Source organism: Kordia sp., assembly GCF_050633145.1.
In the GTDB taxonomy this organism is placed as follows: Bacteria; Bacteroidota; Bacteroidia; order Flavobacteriales; family Flavobacteriaceae; genus Kordia.
Genome location: NZ_JBOEFY010000084.1, coordinates 1 through 3409, shown reverse-complemented (window position 1 = coordinate 3409; position 3409 = coordinate 1). Strand labels below are relative to the sequence as shown.

General features: G+C 36.2%; 2 protein-coding genes. Both read right to left on the bottom strand.

All coding sequences use genetic code 11. From position 1 onward, the window contains the following. Positions 1-169 precede the first annotated feature (169 nt). On the bottom strand, positions 170-1150 hold the full coding sequence (locus tag ACRBBL_RS26565; RefSeq protein ID WP_431372140.1) for a phytanoyl-CoA dioxygenase: 981 nt from the start codon (positions 1148-1150) through the stop codon (positions 170-172). A gap of 220 nt (positions 1151-1370) precedes the next feature. Next, positions 1371-3409: T9SS sorting signal type C domain-containing protein (locus tag ACRBBL_RS26560; RefSeq protein WP_431372139.1), on the bottom strand; the 2039-nt coding region annotated here is incomplete at its 5' end.

The following is a 3409-nucleotide window of genomic DNA, read 5'->3' as shown; positions in this document are numbered from 1 at the left end:
TGAATTTTAAATGTTATATGTTAAGTTTTAAATTATTTCATTCGCCTAAACTTATAAACTCATAAACTTTAGAATTTATAGCTGTTCTCGATACGATTTTCTCCTTTTTATTACGAAAATCACTCGAACTGACGCTTGTGAAAACTGGAATTTTAAATGTTGAATTGCTTTAGTTTTGTAGTTTTAATTCTACAGATGGTTTGAGTTCGTAGAAGAATGTTACGTTTGGCGCATCGAGTGGATACGCGATTTCCATTTCGAACGGAATGCTTAGTGACGACTCGTTTCTGTGCAACCAGATATCGTTATGAATATGCACTTTGGTATCGACAATCATAGAGTAGTATATGTCATCACCTGCAAGATTGATGGTTGTTGGCGCGAATGATTTTGGTAATGATTGACTACCATCATTTATTTTTACAGCTTCGCGAACATCCAATATTGTAGCTGCTTCTTTTTCTTTCTGAGCGTCTTGTCCTTCTTGTTTAGGAAAAGTTAAGTTTGCTTGTATGATGACATTGTTAGGAATGACAGCACAAGTTTCTGAGATTTGTGGTAACATGTTCCAAAGAATTGGCACATAAGATTCTCTGTATAGCAAAGCATCTAGCGTTTCACTGAAGAGAATGTGGTATTTTTTTGCATCAGGAATTTGAAAGGTAACTGCATCGGCTGTATGATATTCTTTTACATAGTTCGTTAACTCTAATGCTTTGATAAGTTTTTCTGCTGTTTTGATAGAAGCTGCATTGATTTCTAAGACTGAGAATTGTACTTCTGAAGCTTTAAATAATGGTGCTACTAAGGTTACAAAAGGTGCATACGGCCCACAACCTGCATAGAATATGTTGATGGTTTCGTTTGGATGTTGTTCTTGCTTTTCGCGAATGAGCGTTACCATTCCGTTTAGGAGCTTTGCTGTTCTGCGATAATCTAGTAAGCATGCTGCAGCGTGATTGAGCGATAGCGCCATTCCGCTTGCCGTTGGTATAGCTGCCATGTGTTGTACTCCTTCTCCCAATTCTCCAATTTTTGTTGTTTCGAGATAGTGTTTATGAATTTCGTCAACCGAATTTTTTATGGTATCAAAATCTGATTGATTGTTGAGAATCGTTGTTGAGAGGTCTTTGATGGTATTGCGTAACATGCTTCTTTTGATTTTGCATAAAAGTAATAGAAGCTTTTGAATTTAGCAACCCGTATTTCTATGTGTTTTGAATTTTATATAATTTCTGACAAGTTGCTTTTCTGTATTGAATGAGAAGCGGCTTTATGTATATTTTTTGTTTCTTTTTTTTAAAGTAAAAAGCACTCTTCATGAAATTGTATGAAGAGTGCTTTTCGGTTGGCTTCTAGGTTTTATTTTTTTAGTAAATGACTTTTTGAATTTTTTGTTTGCCATTTTCGAGTACGACTTTTACAATGAGCGTACTGTTTGTTGGTTTTAAATTAGTGATATCATAAATTTCTTCACTGATATTTTTACGATCTAGTAAACGTTTTCCAAGAATATCGTGTATTGTAATTTCGTCTATTTGACTGTTGTATGCATGTATTTTTATTTGATTTTCGCTAGTTGTAATTACAATTCCTGTGTTTGAGTTGAATTCTTCAAGGTCTAAAGCGCTGTTTTCTACATTTATGTATTTTAATACAAAACGATCTGCATAGTTTCCATTTTCTGAGAAAAAACTGTATGGTGTTGTTCGTAAATCATGAATCGTATTTGTATATAAATCTTCCAAGTATATATCTTGATCTGTGTTTTCAAACAATCCATCCAATGCATTGATTGCAATTGAGTAGTTTCCGCTTTGCGCGATTTTTATCCCTAGTGGCACTTCGTCATCTTGTACAAACGGAACTGCCTTTCCTTGAATTGCCATTTCTTTGTCATTGACTATTGAATATATATGTGTAGGTGCCTCACTTAAATTGTCTCCATCAAAGAGTCGATCTTGATCGTTTGAAGCTCCAGTTATGTATCCAATTAAGGTAGAAGCAGCTGTATTGTTTGGAGAGATGATGTCTAACCAAATTCTGTTTTTCTCAATGGTATTTGTCGTATTTTCACTATTGCTTTCAAACTGTACATCTGCATTATCACTAGGTCTGTAAAATTGATCGTTTGTGTATGCTACACCTCGCATTGAGTTGTTGAATTGAATGGTTGATGTTGCTGGTGCAGCATCGTCCACTAATACAAAGAATGCTTGTCCTGCGGCAATGTTACCATTGAATCCTATTGGATTTGACCCAGTACTGTTGTATTGGATATAATCGTTTTCGTTATAGTTATATGCATAATCTCCATAGAAAGGATCTCCATAGGCATCACTTGCTGTACTTAAGTGTCTCCACATATATACAGTTCCAGTAATTGTTGACGGATTTGTATCGTCTGTTATTACAGAAGCGTTTGCTGTGATAAATGCATCCGCAGATATTGCTGATGGATATGGATTTCCAACTAAATTCCAGTTATCATCTAAAGCGGTTGCATTTGTGCCACCACCTCCTGGATAATCAACACCTGTGTATGTACCTCTAGTTACTGTTGTGTTGATGATTCCATTGTTTGGACGCCCTACAAATTCTGCCGTATTGGCAACACTTGTACCGGAAATACCGCGTATAATGTATCCGTTTCCGATTCCCATGTTTCCAGAAGCACTTTGCCATTCTCCATAGTTTCCTGTTCCATTTCCAGCTACGGTTGGTTGCCATTGGTAGATATAACCCGATGATGTTCCTGGGGAAACATTTCCTATGTCAAAATTTTCTACGGCTGATGACCAGTATATATAATCGAATGCGTTGACTCCAACAGCAGTACGATCCATTTCTATATCTCCCGTGTTGTTATTGGATGTTACATCTGTCACTTGAATTAGATTTGCTCCATCTTCCAAATGAATTGTTCCGCCTCCTTCTACATTAATCCAATCTGTTACTGTGATGGAAGAACCAGTAGCAAGTTCTAAGTATCCTCCATTTTTTACAGTAATGTTTCTTGCCAAACCATTTCCTGTAGCTCTAGTGTCTATTGCAATACCATTGTCTTTTATAATAACACAATCATTAGATGTAGGCACTACACCTTGCGACCAGTTAGCAGCTGTTCCCCAGGCATCGCCTGTACTATCAAATATTCTTGTGTTGTTTGTTACATCAAAATCAGTACTTACTGCTCCACAACCATTAGCTAAGTTTGCATCAATTGTAAATGAGTAGTCTGCTTCTTCTAACTGTGCTAGTGTTGGCATTGCATATATTGTTTCATAACTACCAGAAACATACGGAGTGTCTCCTATGTTGTCGTTATCTGTATCAATATATAGATCAATAATTCCTGACGGTGTTGTTGTCCAATCTACAGCAGTTACATCTTTGTCTCCAAATAGTT